General features: G+C 60.4%; 14 protein-coding genes. 11 read left to right on the forward strand and 3 right to left on the reverse strand.

Going from position 1 to position 17,422, the window contains the following annotated elements; all coding sequences use genetic code 11:
- Window positions 1-474 precede the first annotated feature (474 nt).
- Both AC0IYS_RS11310 and AC0IYS_RS11315 read left to right on the forward strand, forming a co-directional pair.
- Window positions 475-1,968 carry a hypothetical protein gene (locus tag AC0IYS_RS11310; RefSeq protein WP_471705231.1) on the forward strand — a complete coding sequence of 498 codons (1,494 nt, stop codon included), beginning with the start codon at window positions 475-477 and terminating at the stop codon, window positions 1,966-1,968.
- A 394-nt stretch (window positions 1,969-2,362) separates the two neighbouring features.
- The gene (locus tag AC0IYS_RS11315; protein WP_471705232.1) at window positions 2,363-4,975 is read left to right on the forward strand and encodes a P-loop NTPase; all 2,613 of its coding nucleotides are present in this window, start codon (window positions 2,363-2,365) and stop codon (window positions 4,973-4,975) included.
- A 215-nt stretch (window positions 4,976-5,190) separates the two neighbouring features.
- Here AC0IYS_RS11315 and AC0IYS_RS11320 read toward each other — a convergent pair whose 3' ends face one another.
- The gene (locus AC0IYS_RS11320) at window positions 5,191-5,619 is read right to left on the reverse strand and encodes a thioredoxin family protein (RefSeq protein ID WP_471705233.1); all 429 of its coding nucleotides are present in this window, start codon (window positions 5,617-5,619) and stop codon (window positions 5,191-5,193) included.
- Window positions 5,620-5,715: 96 nt separating this feature from the next.
- Here AC0IYS_RS11320 and tsaB point away from each other — a divergent pair, with 96 nt between their 5' ends.
- Genes tsaB through AC0IYS_RS11340 form a run of 4 tightly spaced genes read left to right on the forward strand, consistent with a single transcriptional unit; the run spans window position 5,716 to window position 8,870 of the window.
- Window positions 5,716-6,429, forward strand: coding sequence for a tRNA (adenosine(37)-N6)-threonylcarbamoyltransferase complex dimerization subunit type 1 TsaB (gene tsaB / locus AC0IYS_RS11325; RefSeq protein ID WP_471705234.1), 714 nt, complete (start codon window positions 5,716-5,718; stop codon window positions 6,427-6,429).
- Window positions 6,426-6,896 carry a ribosomal protein S18-alanine N-acetyltransferase gene (gene rimI / locus AC0IYS_RS11330; protein ID WP_471705235.1) on the forward strand — a complete coding sequence of 157 codons (471 nt, stop codon included), beginning with the start codon at window positions 6,426-6,428 and terminating at the stop codon, window positions 6,894-6,896. Before tsaB ends, rimI begins: the two co-directional genes overlap by 4 nt.
- On the forward strand, window positions 6,893-7,897 hold the full coding sequence (locus AC0IYS_RS11335; protein WP_471705236.1) for a uracil-DNA glycosylase: 1,005 nt from the start codon (window positions 6,893-6,895) through the stop codon (window positions 7,895-7,897). Before rimI ends, AC0IYS_RS11335 begins: the two co-directional genes overlap by 4 nt.
- Window positions 7,890-8,870 (forward strand): DUF1853 family protein, encoded by a 981-nt coding sequence (locus AC0IYS_RS11340; protein WP_471705237.1) that lies wholly within the window; start codon window positions 7,890-7,892, stop codon window positions 8,868-8,870. Before AC0IYS_RS11335 ends, AC0IYS_RS11340 begins: the two co-directional genes overlap by 8 nt.
- A 9-nt stretch (window positions 8,871-8,879) precedes the next feature.
- On the opposite strand, the gene lplT is transcribed toward AC0IYS_RS11340, so the two are convergent.
- The gene (gene lplT, locus AC0IYS_RS11345) at window positions 8,880-10,142 is read right to left on the reverse strand and encodes a lysophospholipid transporter LplT (protein ID WP_471705238.1); all 1,263 of its coding nucleotides are present in this window, start codon (window positions 10,140-10,142) and stop codon (window positions 8,880-8,882) included.
- Between the two features lie 143 nt (window positions 10,143-10,285).
- Between lplT and alr the strand changes: the two genes are divergently transcribed.
- The 3 genes from alr to AC0IYS_RS11360 all read left to right on the forward strand — a co-directional run bounded on the left by alr (window position 10,286) and on the right by AC0IYS_RS11360 (window position 13,165).
- Window positions 10,286-11,389, forward strand: coding sequence for an alanine racemase (alr, locus tag AC0IYS_RS11350; RefSeq protein WP_471705239.1), 1,104 nt, complete (start codon window positions 10,286-10,288; stop codon window positions 11,387-11,389).
- Between the two features lie 4 nt (window positions 11,390-11,393).
- A complete protein-coding gene (gene radA / locus AC0IYS_RS11355) occupies window positions 11,394-12,770 on the forward strand; it encodes a DNA repair protein RadA (RefSeq protein ID WP_471705240.1) in 1,377 nt (458 codons plus the stop codon).
- A 134-nt stretch (window positions 12,771-12,904) separates the two neighbouring features.
- On the forward strand, window positions 12,905-13,165 hold the full coding sequence (locus tag AC0IYS_RS11360) for a PilZ domain-containing protein (RefSeq protein WP_471708844.1): 261 nt from the start codon (window positions 12,905-12,907) through the stop codon (window positions 13,163-13,165).
- Here AC0IYS_RS11360 and AC0IYS_RS11365 read toward each other — a convergent pair.
- Window positions 13,162-14,370: a citrate synthase family protein gene (locus AC0IYS_RS11365; RefSeq protein WP_471705241.1), complete on the reverse strand. Its 1,209-nt coding sequence runs from the start codon at window positions 14,368-14,370 to the stop codon at window positions 13,162-13,164. The two genes, AC0IYS_RS11360 and AC0IYS_RS11365, sit on opposite strands and share 4 nt — an antisense overlap.
- A 90-nt stretch (window positions 14,371-14,460) precedes the next feature.
- Between AC0IYS_RS11365 and AC0IYS_RS11370 the strand changes: the two genes are divergently transcribed.
- Together AC0IYS_RS11370 and fliD are read left to right on the forward strand one after the other, a co-directional pair.
- Entirely contained in the window at window positions 14,461-15,867 is a 1,407-nt protein-coding gene (locus AC0IYS_RS11370; RefSeq protein WP_471705242.1) for a CoA transferase, read from the forward strand.
- A 110-nt stretch (window positions 15,868-15,977) separates the two neighbouring features.
- Entirely contained in the window at window positions 15,978-17,363 is a 1,386-nt protein-coding gene (fliD, locus tag AC0IYS_RS11375; protein WP_471705243.1) for a flagellar filament capping protein FliD, read from the forward strand.
- Window positions 17,364-17,422 lie beyond the last annotated feature (59 nt).

Consider the following 17,422-nt stretch of genomic DNA (forward strand, 5'->3'; position numbering starts at 1 on the left):
GTGGGTTTCGCGACGCCCATATTCGGCCAGAACCGACACTATAGAAGATTTAAGAGAGAGTGGAGACTGATTTGATTTCGTTATTGTTCGCCTTTGCGGTAGGGTACGCGCTAGGCAGGTTTGTCACTCGGAAATGGCGCCCTTTCGTGCTTTGCTTACCTGCCAGCACGGTGGCCTATCTAGTCAGCAAGGTTGTTCTGACAGCCTTGACGTCAGAAGGCATCCAGCTTCTCACTCTTGGGATGTTTGTTATGGTAGGTTTGATGCAGACTCCGATTTTGATGTTCGGGACGTACTGGGCTCGGCGCACGCAAAAGCGCATTGGCTATGAAGCGTGAACCGACCGCACCCGGCCATAAACGGACGGTTGAAATTCTGCATATCTAACAATCTAACTATGTTGCACCTAAGATTTAAAGCGTAGATTGGAAGATAAAATTTTAGAGTTTTCATCCCAAAAATTTAAGGAAAAAAATGTCACGCTGGGACGATGAATTTCGCAATCACCCTTTTCAGTCCCATTGGGAGGCCCTTAAGTCCGAGGTACCTAAATTGACTGTTGACGACATGACTATAGCGACGAATACTCAGGAAGTCGCGCGCCTGCGAAAAGTCATAGCATATTTAGATACTGTAATAGAAGCGGTTGATCCTGAATTGGTACCTCCGTCAACGTGGAGCAACTTTGTCGGACAAGCAGAGGGGTGTCTGCAACAGGTCCGAGCCTATATAAGTAATCGCGATATCGGCCATATCAATAATGCGAATGCCAACGCTGATAATTTGTTAAGTTACGTTAAGCCATATATGGTCACCCCATCAGATGCGGCGAAGGCGGCAAACGCCGCCTTGCTTGCCTATCAACAGCAGGTTGAGTCGCATCTAAGGGCGGTATCTGTGATGGCTGCAAAAATTGGCGATGCCTCCCGAACAGAATTATACTCACTGAAGGAAAGCGCACAATTTGCGCGAGACAGAGCTGATGAGATTCGGGCATTAAGGGTTGTGCTCCTGGAAGGTACTGGCGAACAGCCGTCGGCGGCAGCAGAAATTGAATCACTGCGCAGCAAAGTGCAAGCGGCAGAGGGCGAGATTCAGTCGTATCATCGACGACTCTTTCTTGAGAGCGATCAACCGTCAATTAAGTCTGCAGTAGATCAAGTGGTCAATGCGATCAATCGCGATGTTGAGACAATCCAGAAGACGCTTTTGCTAAATCAAGGAAAAGTCAACGAGTTGGACGTTTTCTATACCCAAATATTTGGTGAATTCGATGCGACCGGCAACCCTATCAGTGGATTGAAGTTGGAGTTAGATCAGCGTACTAAGCAGTTGGGCTTATTTGAAAGCACTCAGTCAGAAAAATATAACGCAATGTATACGCGGATTGAGACTCTATTGCCAGGCGCTACCAGCGCAGGTCTTGCGACAGCTTATCGGGCACTTACACGTTCCTTCAGTACTAAGATCAAAACGAATACAAGGTTTTTTTTTGCTGCGGTTATCGCAATTCCAGTTGTTGCAATGTTATTCTCTGTTGAGAACTTCGCGATATGGCCGCTGTCGGTTTCGTTCACACCGATCAAGACCTACGACGAGTTACTCCGATTTTCTCTTGCTAAAATTCCATTCGTCGCACCCCTAGTTTGGCTGGCTATTTTTGCTTCAATGCGACGAAGCCAGTACGAACGACTTCAGCAAGAATATGCTCATAAGGAAGCACTAGCAAAATCTTATGAGAGCTACAAAAGACAGCTGGACGCCCTTCAGGTTCCGGATGTCGATTCGCTGAAGAAAGAACTTATAGCTAAGGCGGTTGAGGCGGTAGCCTTCAACGCCTCCACAACGCTAAATGGAAATCATAGAGAGGCCTTGCCAGCTGAAGCACTTTTTGATTTCATTCGGGACGAGAAGAACGTAGGCGTTATTGAACGACTGAAAGGCTTAGTTTTTCCTGAGAAGAAGTAATTTTTTAAGAGCGGCCGTTACCTGTTGCAACATGTTCTTAAATTAGCTCTCGAGAGTTTTATCGCAATCTAAACGACATAGCTCGGACGTCCCCAGCGGGGCAAATTCGGTAACAAATGCGAAGGTCCGAAACGAGGCGAATCCGGTTAGTGGCGACTGCGACCGGCTATTCGGAAACGCTCTCCCGAAGAGCAGCTAGCGGCATTCTTTGAATAGCCCGCCCAGGCCTACCACGAGTACCGGTGGCCTAGCGTAGACCGGAAAACTTGGTCGATATTCAATGAGAATAGTTGTCTGGCTTTGAACTGGAATGCATGGCTAAACTAACGAGGAATGCGCGCTAATTTGAGCGTATTGCATTGTTGTAGTAATTAACTTCACGAGGATAGTAACTTTGAATTGGTTAGTGGATGGTGTGGCTCTAGATGAAAAACCTAGACAAGGAGGTGCCCACGCTCTGAAAGGGTTCAGCTTTCAAGCAGGCATAGCATTGGTTCGTCTGACTTGGTTGTTGACCTGCCGCCATAGGATCATTCGATTACGCTACGATGGCGCGCAGGACATCGACCTCAAGTTTGTTGGGGGGGAAGAAGTCTATATTCAAGCCAAGAACTATGGGCAAGGGAACTTCACTCTTCGGCATTTCTATCAAACACTTGCGGGTTTTTCGCGAGACGTTGTCAGTGCACAGAAATTTAATAGCAAGTCTCCCCAGCCGAGCTTTCATTTAATGCTAACCGCAATACCTACACAAGATAGCGCCTTGGAGCTGATTCGCCGGAAGCGTCTATCGGTACACGGTCGGAAAGTGGTCGAAAATATATCGATCAAATACAGGGGAGGGCTTAAGGATGACGAACTGCTTAGGATTGCTGAGGGGCTACTCAAGGAAACCCAATATTTCATAAGCGATATGGGGAATCCGAACGATACACTTCTTGCAATCGCAGGAATGGAATTGGTTAGTTTTGGCATTCTCCCGGAACATGTTGATGCTGCATTAGATCATCTATTGCAGCGGCTGCAAGCGGGCGAGTCTTACTATATCGAAGACGTTGCTGAGTCAATAAATGCATACGTTCCTCCAGCCCATCCGGCCCATCCATTTGGGGCCATGCGGCTATTGCCAGGAAAGGCGCATTTGCCGCCGTTGTCTACCATCAGAAATGACTTTTTCCAAGGCCAGCCAGTCCTCTGGCATGCGATCGCGCACGACTTGGATGTGCTTCGACCGGAGCTGAAGGCAGTTCAGCAAGATGTACTTTCGCATATGCACATTGGGGGCATGGTTGTTGTTGCTGGCCCGACAGGTTCTGGCAAGTCAAGCCTGATTCACAGGGCCGCTTGGAACTTGCACCATGAAGGACAGATAATTGCAATCCACGTTAAGTTCCCTGACAGAGCGGGAAAAGACGAATGGCAGAATATTAGAAGGCTGCGTCAACTGACGAAACGCCCTATATTGTTAATTGTTGATGACGTTTGGCGGCATACATCGTTTCTAGATGTATTTGAAACGTACTCTAGCGATGGGATATTTTTGTTGGGTTCCTCGCGCCCAAACGAATTCCCTGTATCCCTGCCCTCATATGGCCTTTGGCGCCACAATCTAGGGACATTGAGTCCCAGTGTTGCACTTGAGCTGGCTCTTAAGCTTGGAGTACCTGAGCGACCTGTCGGAAAAGGATTGAGCGGGTTCCTCGCGTCCGGCCAGATTTTCGCCTTGTCGCTACACCTTCAGAATTCATCTTTGACGGCTCTAGCCACCAATACTCTCAACTCCCTTGGCACGAGCGGCGTGGAGCTATATCTCGATCTATGCCTGGGCGGCATGTTCGATTTGCCTACACCCAAAGCGCTCATGATTTTGCGCGCGAAAACTTTTTCAGCTAGTTGGCCGGAGAAGAGCTTGCAGGGATTGGTATTTAATAGAGAAGGCAAGAACGATCTGCTGCAAGTTGGCCATGCGCTGCTCGCCAATGCAGTAATCGAACATGCAGAAGATGATCCAATTGCTCGCGCACTTGATCTGGCTGAGCTATGCACGCACGAAAATAACGCAAGCCGCAGTTATGCAATTAAGTTGTTGAGGTTCATAACAAATAAATTTAGTGCAAGCGCCACCACAAGCGTTGATCGAATTATTTATCAGGCCAAGCGCTTGGCGGAAAAGGCTGAATTCGCGGATTCATATCTTCTTGAGGCTATGCTAATCTCAGTAGGTGCAAAAGACGCGGCTGATGCTATTATTTCGAAGACAAACTTTAGCGAAGCACATACGGTGCGCGATGTCTCGTTGCTAATTTCGTTAGCGGAAAAAGATAATTTCGAAGCTGCTTACCCCATCTTGATCTCATACTATCGAAAGAAGCAAAGTCTGGCCGGATTCAAGAGATTTATCTACTTGGTGCGCCGACATGGCGGTGAACAAGAGCTTGATGAATTAGCGGAATTAGCCAACAAGTGGTTAGCGGCGCTGGATTTTCCAGTCCATGAGACCATTGCGACTTTTGACATGTTGGCACTTGGACCAAAATCTGTGCTCAGGAAGCACGTTTACATGGTGAATGAATATATAAGGCGTTGCAAACTCAAGAATAGAGACTTGACGCTAGCGGTAATTCGATTGAGTATCACAGCCAAAATCGAGACGATTGCTATCGCGGTATTTGATGCCGCTCTTGAGGCTGTCAACTCAGGGCAACTGATGCATGATCAGAATGTAGTTCATCAACTTGCGAAATTGGCGAGCACCCGGCTCTCGCATGATATGGCGAGGTGCTCTGCTTCGTATAAATTGCTTCTTAAAAATATGCCGTTGAATGGCTCGGAGATCGACCATTTCTTAGTCCGGACTCTAGCCCACAGTACTCCGAAAGCGGAAATAGAGAAACTTCTGAAAACAATTAATACTTGGCCTGTTACCGGTCTGAACAAGCGAAAGCGTTCGAATATCGAGCATACACTTCATGTGCTCGCCCGGCGCAATGCAAGCGATGACAAGTGACCAATTGACTGTAGACGTTTATGCCACTGATTGAATCCGCAGCCACTAGCGGACGGATTTTGCGTATTCACCCGACGGCAACTAATGGCACTTGGTAGTTGGGATACCGGGATACTCATTAAGAGAGAGAATGCTACTCTCACGTTGGGTGATTTTTCCGAAACCAATGTCTGCAACGGGGCGGAAGAAGCCGTTCATCTTTCGCCGCTAAGGCATTACCCCAACGCATTCCGCATCAACGTCCGCAAATTGCAATCATTCTGCCAGCGCGCCCGCTCCTCGCTGTTGAGCGCCAGCGCCTTCAACTCCTCGTCGCTTTGCTGCGTCTGCGACTGCACCAGACGGTGCGCCAGTCCGCCGTCCGGCAGCATTGTGCCGAAGAAGGTGACCAGCTCGTGATGCTGGATCAATAGGGTAGGGAAGTTCTCCACGTCCAGGTCGCCCACCACATCCGCGTGGTCCTCGATGTCGATCCAGACGAAGAACTTGTCCGGATGGCGCGCGGCCAGTTCCTCGAACGTGGCGCGGTAGGATTCGCACGTGCCGCACCACGCCGCGCACAGGCACGCGACGATCCAGCGGTCGCCCGACAGGGCGGCGGCGACTTGTTGGCGATTGGCGGAATTTAAGGTCAAACTATGCATAGGATCGTCGAATGACAGCGTTCTCAGCGCCCAAAGGAGACATTCTACATGCCCGCGCGGGGTCGCGCCTGCCACCGGGCCGGGTTAAAATACGGGATGCCTATTATTCTTGCCATTGAAACCTCGTCCGAACTGGCCTCCTGCGCGCTGCTGCGGGGCGAAACCGTCATCAGCCGCGTGTCGTCCGGCGTGCGTACCCATTCCCAATCGATCTTGCCGATGATCCAGGAATTGCTGGCCGAAGCCGGCATCGCGCTGAAGGATTGCGACGCGATCGCCTTCGGCTCCGGTCCCGGCTCGTTCACCGGCGTGCGCACCGCCTGCGGCATTGCCCAGGGGCTCGCGTTCGGCGCCAGCCTGCCGGTGGTTCCGGTCGTCACGCTCGATGCGATGGCGCTCGCTTGCCGCCAGCGCCACGGCGCCGCCGACGTGCTGGCCGTGCTGGACGCGCGCATGGGCGAAGTGTATTGGGCGCAATACCGGTTCGAGGCCGATGCGGCCAATATCGCCGAGCCGGCCGCCGTGCTGCCGCCGGCCTTGTCGGCGCCCGATGGAGTGATCCCGCAGGGCGCCCCGGCCGCTTGCGGCAACGGCTTGTCGGCCTATGCCGAAGCGTTCCCCGCCGGCGGCCACGCCGAGGTGATGCCGCACGCGGAGCAAATCGCGCAATTGGCGAGCATCGCCTTCGCCGCCGGCAAGACGGTGACGGCGGCCGAGGCGCAACCGCTGTATCTGCGTAACAAGATCGCCTACACCCAGGCCGAGCGCCGCGATATGGCGCTCGCCAAGGCGGCGGAAGGCGTGGCATGAAGCAGCTGTGGGATCTGGCGCGCTTGAACTACGAGCCGATGCAGAAGACCGACCTGGCCGAGGTGCTTGCGCTGGAGGAGAGTGTCTATCCGCATCCCTGGAGCATGGGCAATTTCGCCGATTCGCTGAGCAGCAATTACGAGGCGTGGGTCTTGCGCGACCAGACCGGCGTGTTGCTGGGCTATTTCCTGCTGATGGCGATTGTCGACGAGGCGCATCTGCTGAACGTGGCGGTGTCGGCCGAGCGCCAGGGGCAGGGACTGGGACGCTTGCTGCTGAACCAGGCGGTGGCCTGCGCGCGCGGGCTGGGCATGACGTCGGTGCTGTTGGAAGTACGGCCATCGAATGAGCGTGCATTGAAGATTTACGAACGCTATGGATTTAAACAGATCGGACGGCGCAAGGGATACTACCCGGCGGCCGATCAGCAACGCGAGGACGCCATCGTTATGCGGTTCGAAATATGAGTCAGACAGCAACCCGCAGCGCGATTTTCCTTGAGGAGATGGGCGTCGGCGCGCATTGGTCTTTGCGCAACCGTCCGGCCGCCCCGGCGCCCGTCGATGCCGCCGAGCCAGCCGCCGAGCCGTCAGTGGATGCCGAGGCTGAGCAGTCTGCGTTCACGCGGGCGGTGATGCAGGCGGTGATGGAACCTCCGGTGGTCGAACAACCGGTTCGCGCGCAGCCAGTCAACGAACAGCCTGTCCGTGCGCAGCCGGTCCACGAGCAGCCGGCCCCGGTAACAGCCCGCGCGCCGATGCCGGAAGTACCTCCTGCCAGCGTTCCGCACGCTGCTCCGGTCGCGACCCCCTCCGCCCCGCGCGCCGACATGGCCGCCGACGACTCGACCGCCTGGTTCGACGAGGCGCCTGTGCCAACCCGCGCCGCGCCGGTCAGCGACGAGGCGATCGCCGCGATGGACTGGGCGCAACTGCGCACCGCCGTCGCCACTTGCACCCGCTGCCAGTTGTGCGCGACGCGGCGCAACGCCGTCAACGGCCGTGGCGCGACCGATGCCTCCTGGATCGCCTTGGCCGCCGGCCCGTCGCGCCTGGACGAGAAAGACAACCAGCCCGTCGCGGGCGAGGCCGGCCAACTGCTCGACAACATGCTCAAAGCCATCGCGCTCAAGCCCGACGCGGACGTGTACGTGACGAATCTGGTCAAATGCCGCCCGGCCGCCGAGGACGGCGCCGACCGCCCGCCGACCATCGACGAGCTGACCGCCTGTCGTCCCTACCTGCACCGAGAGCTGCAACTGACCGGCGCGTCCATGGCGATGACGTTCGGCCAGCACGCCGCCAAGGGCATGATGATGGGGCCGGCCGCGCGCGGCAAGGTGATGCGCTACGGCGCCGCCGAGCTGCCGGTGGTGGCGACCTACCATCCGGACGACCTGCTGCGCCGCCCGGAAGACAAGGCCAAGGCCTGGGGCGATTTGTGTCTGGCGAAGGTGGCCCGTGACTAGGCAGCCACCCACGCCGCCCGACACCGCGCCCGCGAGCTATCAGGCGCGGTTCGAGCAGCGCTGGGGCCACCTGACCCGTCCCCACGTGCGCGCGCTGGCCTGGCTGCTGGACGCGCCCGACCTGCTCGATCCCGCTTCGCCGCACTGGCAGGGCCGCATCGCCACTGTGGGCGCGATGACGCAGGACACCGCCGATTGGCTGGCCGCGCTGGAGCAGGACCCGATCCCGCTGGAAGCGGCGCTTGGCGCCCGGCACTACTCCCGCCTGGGCTTGTATGCGGAAAAGCTGATGGCCTTCTACTTCGCCGAGCACGGCAAGCTGGTCGCGCATGGCTTGCAGGTGCGTGCCAACCGCAACGACACCGTCGGCGAGTTCGATTTCCTGCTGCGCGACGGCGACGACCTGGTCCACCTGGAATTCGCCACCAAGTTCTACCTGCTCGACGCCAACAGCGCCGGCGAGGGCTTTAACGGCTTGATCGGCCCCAACCTGGCCGATACGCTTGGCGCGAAGATGCGCAAGATTTTCGACAAGCAGCTGTCGCTGGCGCGGCATCCGGCCGCGCAGCCGCTGTTGCCGCAACCGGTGGCGCGGGCGCTGGCGCTGGTCAAAGGCTGGCTGTTCTATCCCGGCGACGAGGCCGGGCGCGGCATGGCCGGAATCTCCCAACCCCACTGCAACGGTTTCTGGATGTCGATGGCGCGGGCGCAAAGCTTGCCGGGGGAGCGTTTCATCATCATGCATCGCCTGCTGTGGCTGGCGCCGTTGAAGGCGGCCGACGGCGCGCTGGACCGGAACGGATTGCTGGCCGCGCTCGACGAGCAAATGGCCAAGGTCAGCGCGCCGATGATGGTGGCGGTGATGCGGGAAGAGGGCGGTTGGCTGGTGGAGGAGCGGCGCGGATTTGTCGTGCCCGACGATTGGCAGGCGCAGGCCGCCCAACGCCGGCAGGATGGCATCCTGCCGGCGTAATTCAAACTATTAATGTTTGGCTTCGCCGATCAGGCTGACCGAATCGAACTCGCGCTGGTTGGCGTGGTGCCTGCGCATGATGAAGAACATGGTGCCGGCCAGGAACAGGCCGAAGATCAGGATGATGATGTTCAGGTTCAGGTGGCCGCGCAGCATCAGCGAGTAGGCCGCCAGCATCACCAGGATCGACAGATTCTCATTGAAGTTCTGCACGGCGATCGAGTGGCCGGCGCTCATCAGCACGTGGCCGCGGTGCTGCAGCAGCGCGTTCATCGGCACCAGGAAGAAGCCGCCCAACAAGCCGACCAGCACCAGCAGCGGATACGCCAGCATTACCGAATTGACCAGGGTCATGCCCATGACGATGACGCCCATGGCGATGCCGACCGGGATCACCGTCAAAGACTTGCGCAGGGTGATCGAGCGGGCCGAGATGACGGCACCCGCCGCGACGCCGATCGCGACCACGCCCACCAAACTGGTCGACTGCTCGTAGGTCAGCTTGAGCGTGCGGTTGGCCCACTCCAGCACGATAAACTGCAAGGTCTGCGCGGCGCCCCAGAACAAGGTGGTGACCGCCAGCGAGATCTGGCCCAGCTTGTCTTTCCACAGCAGGTTGTAGCAGTTGGCGAAATCGGTAACCAGTTTGATCGGGTTGCGTTCCTGGTGGCCATAGCGGCAACCGGTGTCGGGGATGCGGGTATTGAATATCGCGGCGATGACATAGATGCCGACCACCACACATAGCGCCGATTGGGTCGGCGTGGTGATGCCGGTGTCGATCATCGGCATGTCGAAGCCGAGCAGGTAGGACGAGACCCGGTCGCCGACCAGCGCGCCGCCCATGACGGTACCGAAGATGATCGACATCACGGTCAAACCTTCCACCCAGCCGTTGGCGGCGACGAGTTTCTCGGCCGGCAGCAGTTCGGTCAGGATGCCGTATTTGGCCGGCGAATAGACAGCGGCGCCGAAGCCGACGATGGCGTACGCGAGCAAGGGATGGACATTGGCGAAAATCAGCATGCAACCGCCAACCTTGATCAGGTTGGAGATGAACATGACTTTACCTTTTGGCATCGAATCGGCGAAGGCGCCGACAAATGCGGCCAACAGCACGTAAAAGAGCGTAAATGAAAGCTTCAACAGGGGCGTGATCCACCCCGGCGAGTTCATATTGATCAGCAGGTCAATCGCAACAAAGAGCAACGCATTATCCGCCAGCGACGAAAAGAATTGCGCTGCCATGATGGTATAGAAACCACGATTCATTCTGGGATGCCTGAAAGCTTGTATTGGCTTGCTTTATACCACGCTTTGATCGGAACCCCCAAGAATTGAGCAGTGCTCCTCCACGCGTTAACTGCGGGCACACGGTAAAATACGGCTCCCGTATTTATAATAAAGATAGCACTATGCCAAGGCCAATTGTCGCGACCATCCACATTGCATCACTGCAGCATAATTTGGCGCGCGCCAAGGCCGGCTCGCCCGGCGCCAAGGTGTGGGGCGTGCTCAAGGCCAATGGCTACGGGCACGGGCTGGAGCGCGCGATGCGCGGCTTCGCCGACGCCGATGGCCTGGCGCTGGTTGAGGTCGACAACGCCGTGCGGCTGCGCGAGATGGGCTGGAAGAAACCGATACTATTACTAGAGGGTTTCTTCGGTCCCGACGATCTGAACACTATGGCCGGCTACAACCTGGAGGCGGCTGTTCATTGCAACGAGCAGCTCGCGTGGCTGGAGGCGGCCCAGGAGGCGTTGACCGCCCGCGGCATCAAGCTCAATCTGCATCTGAAAATGAATAGCGGCATGAACCGGCTCGGTTTCATGCCCGACGTCTTTGCCGCCGCCCACGCGCGGCTGGTGGCCATTTCCTGCGCCGGCAGCATCACCCTGATGACCCACTTCGCCAACGCCGACGACGCCAAGCATCTGCTGTTGCCGATCGGCGAGCAGATCCGCCGTTTCGAGGCGGCGGCAGCGGGCCTGCCGGGCATGCGCAGCCTGTCGAATTCGGCCGGCGTGCTGCGCTCGGACGAGCTGGTCGATATTCTGCGCAACGACTGGGTGCGGCCCGGCATCATGCTGTACGGCGGCACGCCGGGCGGCAAGTCGGCCGAGGAATACGGCCTGCTGCCGGCCATGACGCTGACGAGCGAGATCATCGGCGTGCAGCAGATCGCTGCCGGCGACGTGGTCGGCTACGGCAGCCGCTTCCAGGCCGAGGGGCCGATGCGGGTCGGCGTGGTCGCCTGCGGCTATGCCGACGGCTATCCGCGCCACGCGCCGGTCGATACGCCGGTGCTGGTCGACGGCGTGCGCACCCGTCTGGTCGGACGCGTGTCGATGGACTTGCTGACGGTCGACCTGACCGATTTGCCGGACGTCAAAATCGGCAGCAAAGTGACGTTGTGGGGCAAGGGGATGCCGATCGACGAGGTTGCCAACGCGGCCGGCACCATCGGCTATGAGTTGATGTGCGCGCTGGGGCAGCGCGTTGCCGTGGTCGAGGACTGAGCGGATGGCCAAGGCGAAAACCAATTACACCTGCACCGAGTGCGGCGCCACCTCCACCAAGTGGACCGGGCAATGTTCCTCGTGCCAGCAGTGGAACACGATGGTGGAAACGCTGATCGAAACCGGCGGCAATAACCGCTATTCGCAGCCGCAGCACATGGCGCTGGCGCAGACCGCGCCGGTGCTGTCGCTGTCCGACATCGACGCCATCGACGTGCCGCGCTTCGGCACCGGCATCGAGGAGTTCGACCGCGTGCTCGGCGGCGGGCTGGTGGCCGGCGGCGTGGTGCTGATCGGCGGCGATCCCGGCATCGGCAAGTCGACCTTGCTGCTGCAGGCGCTGGCCAATCTGTCGCATTTGAAGAAAGTTTTATATGTCAGCGGCGAGGAGTCCGGCGCCCAGATCGCGCTGCGCGCCAAGCGCTTGCAAGTCGACGCCCGCGATCTGAAACTGCAGGCCGAGATCCAGCTGGAAAAAATCCTCGGCACGCTGGCCGACCTGAAGCCGGACGTGGCGGTCATCGACTCGATCCAGACCGTCTATTCCGACGCGCTGAGCTCGGCGCCGGGATCGGTGGCGCAGGTGCGCGAATGCGCGGCCCAGCTGACCCGCGTGGCCAAGCAGACCGGCATCACCATCATTCTGGTGGGCCACGTGACGAAGGAGGGCGCGCTGGCCGGTCCGCGCGTGCTCGAGCACATCGTCGATACCGTGCTGTATTTCGAAGGCGACAACCACTCGAGCTTCCGCCTGGTGCGGGCGATCAAGAACCGCTTTGGCGCCGTCAACGAGCTCGGCGTGTTCGCCATGACCGAGAAGGGGCTCAAGGGCGTGTCGAACCCGTCGGCGCTGTTCCTGTCCCAGCATGACAACCAGGTGCCCGGTTCCTGCGTGATGGTGACGCAGGAGGGCACGCGGCCGCTGCTGGTGGAGATCCAGGCGCTGGTCGACGCCAGCCACCTGCCCAACGCGCGCCGTTTGTCTGTCGGCCTGGAGCAGAACCGGCTGGCGATGTTGTTGGCGGTCTTGCACCGCCACGCCGGCATCGCCGCCTTCGACCAGGACGTGTTCATTAACGCCGTCGGCGGGGTCAAGATCACCGAGCCCGCCGCCGACCTGGCGGTGCTGCTGGCAATTAATTCGTCGATGCGCAACAAGCCCTTGCCGCGCGGCTTCGTGGTGTTCGGCGAGGTCGGCCTGGCGGGCGAGATCCGTCCGGCGCCGCGCGGCCAGGAGCGTCTGCGCGAGGCGGCCAAGCTGGGTTTCTCGATGGCGATGATCCCGACCTCCAACGCGCCCAAGCAACCGATCGAGGGTATGACGATTATTGCCGTCGATCGCATCGATGATGCCTTCAATAAGCTGCGCGAAATCCAATAAGGATGTATTGTTATGTGTTGTAATCAGCAATAGTGCTTAACACGTAACATTATGTAACTAAAGGATGGAATAAATTGTTAGTCGATCAACGGTCAGTCGCGCGCAAGATCGTACGCGCCAAAGCAGTCGTGGTGATGGATGGTATGCCGCCTCAGCAGGGGCGCACCATCGACCTCTGCGCCACCGGGTTGTCGCTCACGTTCGACCACAAGCTGGCGGTCGGACATACGGGGCTGGTGACGTTTGAGCTTTTCCTGGACGGCAAGGGCCAGCTGGTCAGCTCCCGCGCCAAGGTCACGTATTGCATCTTCAGCGGCGATCATTTCAAGATCGGCTACCAGTTCGTCAATCCGGACGCCGCCACCACCAGCGTCGTGAGCAAGTTCATCCGCTAAGTCGTTCGACTTGGTTCCTCCGACAGGCCGGCCCCGACGTACCGGGCGCGCGGCCTGATCGGCCGGTTGGCTTGCACCTGCTCCAACGCATGGGCAAGCCAGCCGACACATCTTCCCAACGCAAACAAGACAAACGGCGCCTCGTCCGGCAGGCCGCAGGCCGCCGCCGGCGCCGGCAGCGCGAAGTCGATCGTGGGCAGCTCGCCGGCCTGTGCCTCGGCCTCGGCGGCCAGATCCGCGTAGGGTTGCAATTTCGGCAGCACATTCAGCATGGCCCGGGCGCGCGGGTCGCCTTCGGGATAGAGCTGGTGGCCGAAGCCGGGCAGCGGCCGGGCGTTTGCCAGCCAGTGCGCGACCGCGTCGTGGGCGCCGGCCTGTGTCGCGAGGGCGAGCAGCCGGGCGAACTGCGCCGGCGCGCCGCCGTGCAACGGACCGCTGAGCGTGGCGAAGCCGGCCAGCACGCCGGCCGCCAGCGAGGCGCCGGTCGATACCGCGACGCGGGTGGCGAAGGTGGACGCGTTGAGCTCGTGGTCGGCCATCAGCACCAGCGCGCGGCGGATCGGGTCTTCTCGTTGCGGGCAGTGCCAGGCGTGGGCCAGGCGGGCGCTGATGGTCAGGCCGGCAGTGCTGTCTGGTAGCGGGCCGGTGATGGCGGCGGTGAGCGTGGACAGGATGGCGGCCGCGTCGGCATGCAGATCTTCCGGCGATCGTGCCAGCGAGGGTGGGGCCTTGCCGGCAAGCGTGGCCAGGGTGAGCAGGCCGATGGCGAGGGCGCCGGGTTCGGCCGTCGCGTTGGCAGAGGCTCGGCGCGCAGCCCTTGTCGCGGCATTGGCGGGCCGGGCGGAATGAATGGTCGATGGCGCGCATTGCCACAGTAAAACGGCGATATCTTCCAGTGTCGCCGAGTTGGCCAGCATGGCGGCGTCCTGTCCCCGATAGAGCAGCTTGCCGTCGGCCGCCGTCGAGATCGATGATGGCAGCACCGGATCGCCCCACTGCATGGCTTGCGCCGAGACCGCGTCGATCTTGCGGCGGCCGTTGGCGCGCCTTGCCATGCGCAGAATGTCATCGCGGTGGTACAGGCTGCGGCGCGGGTCGGCTTCGTCGGCCTTGGCGCGGATTTTGCCCCGGCTGACGTTGGCGTACAGTGTTTGCGGGCGCACGTTCAGGATGTTCAGGGCTTCGGTGGCGGTCATCCAGACCATGGTCGCTTCCTATGTTGACGGTTCAAGTCAAGATTGACGCGTGATGCGTACGGGTTCAAGCTTGCCAGCATATCAAGTTATGGAGCTTTCATGTCTGCTCATATGTTTGCTATTTCTCGGCACATGCTGCAAGCGGCGGCGTCGGCGCTGGCGCTGCCGGACAACGCGCCGGAGGCGCTGCGCTTTGAGGGCGAGGGCGCGCTGCCGTCCTGGTACGCCGTCACCGATCTGGCGGCCGCGTCGGTCGGCGCGGCGGCGCTGGCGCTGCGCGAGGTGATCGGCGCGCTCGGTGGCGAGGCGGCGCCGGTGCGGGTGGACCGCCGCCTGGCGTCGTTGTGGTTCGGCTGGTCGATCCATCCGATCGGCTGGGAGCGTCCGCCGCTGTGGGACGCGGTGGCCGGCGACTACGCCACCGCCGACGGCTGGATACGCCTGCACACGAATGCCATCCACCACCGCGACGCGGCGCTTGCGGTGCTGGGCTGCGCGGTGGATCGCGACGCTGTGGCGCGTGCGGTCACGGCCTGGCGCGGCGAAGAACTGGAGGCGGCGGTGGTGGGCAACGGCGGTTGTGCGGCCATGATGCGCTCGGCGGCGGAGTGGGCGACGCATCCGCAGGGCGTCGCCGTCGCCGCCGAACCGCTGGTCGCGTTCGAAACGCGGCCGCTCGGCGGTAGTGCCGCCACGTGCGCTTGGCGCGGCGCCGCCACCCCTGCGCGTCCGCTGGCCGGATTGAAAGTGCTGGACCTGACGCGTGTGCTCGCCGGTCCGGTCGCCACCCGTTTCCTGGCCGGCTATGGCGCCGACGTGCTGCGCATCGATCCGCCCGATTGGAATGAGCCCGGCGTGATTCCCGAGGTGACGCCGGGCAAGCGCTGCGCACGGCTGGACCTGCGCCGGCCGTCCGACCGCGACGTCTTCGAGGCCTTGCTTGCCGAGGCCGATGTGCTGGTGCACGGCTATCGTCCGGCCGCGCTGGAGCGGTTGGGTTATGGCGAGCATTTCCGCCGCGCGCTCAACCCCGGATTGATCGACGTTTGCCTGGACGCGTACGGCTGGACCGGTCCGCTGGCCGGCCGGCGCGGGTTCGATAGCCTGGTGCAAATGAGCGCGGGCATCGCCGAGCATGGCATGCGGATGCAGGGCGCCGGCAAACCGGTGCCGCTGCCAGTGCAGGCGCTGGACCACGCCACCGGCTACCTGACGGCGGCTGCCGTGCTGCGGGGCTTGCTTTACCGCTTGGCCGACAACCGCGCAATGAGCGCTCGCCTGTCGCTGGCGCGCACCGCCAAATTGCTGACCGATTACGCGAGCGAGGCCGGCGTGCCGCCCTTGGCCGCCGCCGGCCAGGCCGATCTGTCGCCGGACATCGAACAGACGGAGTGGGGCCAGGCGCGACGCTTGTTGCCGCCTGTGGTTATTGCCGGCGCGTCAATGGCGTGGGAGCGGCCGGCGTCCTCGCTCGGTTCGTCGACGCCGGGATTTTTGAATCGTTGAATGTTTCAAACTGTTGCAATATAGATTGGGCGGTAAATCCTGTTCTGTTCGCCCGATCGGTTATCCTGACCATGTTGCATACTATGTAATCATCCAGGCAGGAACACATCATGGCGACCTCCATCAATTCCGCGACCAGCGCCGCCAGCACGGCCGTCTCGAGCGACATCTACAAACGCGTCGAGCAGACCATGACGGCGCAGAACGGCGCCGCGACCAAGCTCAACGCAACGCTGGTGCGCGACCAGACCAAGCTGTCCGGCCTGGGCCAGCTGCAAAGCTTGCTGGCCGACTTCCAGACGCTCGCCGCCGGCCTGGCCGGTAGCGGCTTGAGCACCAGCGCCGCCAGCTCGGCCAAAACTGTTTTGACGGCGACGTCGACCGGCGCGGCCAAGGCCGGCACGTATGCGATCGACGTCAAGCAGCTGGCGCAGGGCCAGTTCTTGACCAGCGAGGAGTTCACCTCCGCCACCACAAAGATCGGCGCCGGCGCCACCACCACCGTCAAGATCGACTTCGGCACCGCCGGCGGCGCCAAGGGCTTTGTCACCAACGGCACGGCCAGCAGCAAGACCATCACCATCGACAGCACCAACAACACGCTCGAGGGTATGGCCGCCGCGTTCAAGGCGGCCGGCGTGGACGTCAAGGTGGTCAAGGGCGACGACGGCAAGTTTTCGCTGGGCATCGCCGGCCAGAGCGGCGAGGCCAACGGCATGCGCATCAGCGTGAGCGGCGACGCCGCGCTCAAGGGCTTGCTGGCGTTCGATCCCGACGGCGGGCAAAAGGGACTGAAGCAAACCACGGCGGCGCAAAACGCCATCCTGACCGTCGACGGCAAGGACGTCACCAGCCCGACCAACACGCTTGCCAAGGACAACGGCATCGCCGGCGCCACCCTGACGTTGACCGGCACCGGCAAATCCGACGTGACGATCACACAGGATTCGAGCCAGATCGGCGCCAACCTGAAGTCCTTCGTGGCCGCCTACAACGACCTGAACAAGAAGTTGCAGACGCTGCAGCAGGGCGCGCTGAAGAGCGACACCGCCATCGGCCAGGTGGTCAGCCAGATGAGCATGCTGCTGAAGACGGGCGGCGGCAGCGTGTCGGTCGCGGCGCTCGGCGCGGCCGGCGTCAGCCAGGACGCCAAGGGCAATATGGTGGTCGACGACAAGAAGCTGCAGGCGGCGTTGACGGCCGATTCGTCGTCGGTGGCCAAGCTGTTCACCAACGACGGCAAAGGTATTGCCGATTTGATGTCGGCCAAGGCATCGACGTTCACCGCCTCGACCAGCGTGATCAGCAAGGAAGCCAAGCAAATGAACACCGAAATCGCCAGCATCAACGGCAAGCGCGCCGTGCTGACCAAGGCGCTGACGGCGCAGGCCAACGCCCTGGTTGCGCTGTACTCGGCCCAGGCCCAGACCGGCGCCGGCAGCGCCATCAACGGCTCAGGCGGCGGCACCGGCACCTTGTTCGATATGCTGGGCTGACGATCGCGGTCTATTTCTAACGAACTCCTTGCGTCGAAACGGTGGATGCCCGATCATCA

Source organism: Duganella sp. AC237 (assembly GCF_979254035.1).